The 2,147-nt window shown below is 81.0% G+C and carries 1 protein-coding gene; it reads right to left on the bottom strand.

What is annotated here, in order from left to right; genetic code table 11:
- Positions 1 to 691 precede the first annotated feature (691 nt).
- Complete coding sequence (locus G6556_RS18485) at positions 692 to 1,897, bottom strand: glycosyltransferase (protein WP_166944573.1); 1,206 nt, start codon at positions 1,895 to 1,897, stop codon at positions 692 to 694.
- Between the last annotated feature and the right edge of the window lie 250 nt (positions 1,898 to 2,147).

Here is a 2,147-nt window from a genome sequence, read left to right as displayed (position 1 = left end):
GCCCGCGCAGCACCGAGCGGCCCGCGCAGCACCGAGCGGCCCGCGCTGCACCGAGCGGCCCGCGCAGCGCCGAGCGAGTACCCGACACGTCGAGCGCGTAGCCGGCGGGTACTCGTTCGACGTGTCAGCTGCCCCCTCGGTGCCCCGGCGTGGTCCGTCGGCGACCGCGCGACGACCCGGCCCCACCGAGCGCCCGGCGGGGCCACCGCCCGGTCGCCAAGCACCCGGCGAGCGCCGCGCGTCGGGGGGGGCCGGGCACCCCGGGCAGCGCCGAGCGCCAGGCGGCCGGTCGCCCCCGCGAACGCCGAGCGAGTACCCGACACGTCGAGTGAGCAGCCGGCGGGTACTCGTTCGACGTGTCAGTTACCCCCTCGGTGCCCGGACGTGGTCAGTCGGCGGCCGCGCGACGGCCCGGACCCGCCGAGCGCCGGCGGGGTGACCGCCCCGCCGCCGAGCACCCGGCGAGCGCCGCGCGCCGGGTGGCCGGGCGCCCTGCGCAGCGCCTAGCGCCGGGCGGCCGGCGCCTCACGAGCGCCGAGCGAGTACCCGACACGTCGAGCGAGTAACCGGCGGGTACTCGTTCGACGTGTCGACTGCCCTCTCGGCGCCCGGGCGTGGTCCGTGGGCGGCCGGGCGACGGTCCGGCCGCGAGCGCCTGGCGGAGCCACGTAGCCGCGTGCCCGGGAGCGGGTCAGGAGGCGGTGGTGCCGTGGAGGGGGGTGGTCGTCGAGCGGGCGGCGCGGGCCTCGGCGCCGCGGGAGCGGCCCCGGTCCCAGAACTGGTGGACGGAGCCCCGCGGGCCGTCGGCGGCGCGGGCCGCAGCGGGCGTCCGGTCGGTGGCGGGCTCCGGGTCGGCGGCGGGTAGCGGGGTCGGCGGCACCGAGTCGCGCGGGAGCAGGGCCACGGGCACCGCGGACCGGGGTGCCCCGCCGCCGCCCGGGGCGTCACCGGCGGCGGACGCGGGGCGCTCGCGGGCCGGTGCCCGCAGCAGCCGGAGGGTCTCGCGGTGGTACGCCACGGCGGCGTGCGCCCGGAGCCGGGACCGGGCGTGCCCGCGGCCGTGCCCGAGGGCGAGCAGCCGCAGCCACCGGCCCGCGAGCCGGAGCAGCACGACCGGGGCGGCGGGCCGGACGTCGCGGAGTCGCCGGTCGACGTAGGCGGCGGCCCGCCCGTGGCCCCGGGCCCGCTCGATGAGCGACCGGCGCACGAGCGCGCGGGGTCCGAGGTCCCGCTCGACGGCGGCGCCCCCGACGGCCCGCTCGCGGAAGCCCGCGCCGACCACGTCGCGGCGGAACACGACGTCGAGGCCGTCGGGGCACCGGGCGGTGCCCAGCGCCTCGTCGAAGCCGACCGCCTCCAGCACGGCCCGGGTGGCCGCCATGCTGACGCCGCTGAACGCGCGGCCGACCTCGGGGGGGTCCGGGACCAGGTCGAGGTACGCGGCGGCGAGGTCCTCGGAGAGCCAGGGTCGCTCGAGGTTCGCGGTGAGCCGGACGGCCCCGCCGACGAGGTCGGCGCGGCCCGCGCGCAGCGGGGCGGTCAGGGCGAGCACCCAGTCGGCGGGCACGCGGACCTGGGCGTCGGTGAACACCAGGTACCGGCCGCGCGCGGCGGCGACGCCCAGGTTCCGGGCCCGGCCGCCGGTGACGCCGGGGGCGGCGACGACGCGCAGGCGCGGGTCGGCCGGCAGCGCGGGGAGCCGCGCGAGGTCGCGGGCGACGAGGAGGAGCTCGCCGTGCAGCCGCTCGCCGCGCAGCCAGGAGGTGCGGTCGTCCCGCCGGCCGGCGGCGTGGTCGAGCGACTCCAGCACGCTGCGGAGGGTGCGCACGAGACCGTGCTCGTCGCCGCGCGCGACCAGCACCACGGACACGTCCGCGCGGGCCCGGGCGTCGGTCACGCGTCACCTCCGGCTCGCTCGGCGTCGGGGCGGCCGAGAATGTCCCCATACCCTCGCAAATCGGACAGGAGGCGTCGAGCCGGTCACCCGGGTGCCTCGCGCCGGGGTCGCCCGGTCGCCGCACGCGGTCACCCGTGCGGGTGCCCGCACCGGGACGCGCGACCCGCCCGAGCGAGCCTGCTCGCGCGGCTCGTGCACGCCCACGCCAGCCCGCGCCCGGTCAGCCCGCGTCGCGCGCCCAGCGCGCCCC

Source organism: Cellulomonas sp. IC4_254, assembly GCF_011603975.1.
In the GTDB taxonomy this organism is placed as follows: Bacteria; Actinomycetota; Actinomycetes; order Actinomycetales; family Cellulomonadaceae; genus Cellulomonas.
Note: the sequence above shows the minus strand (reverse complement) of the source record. Positions and strands in the feature narration are given on the sequence as shown.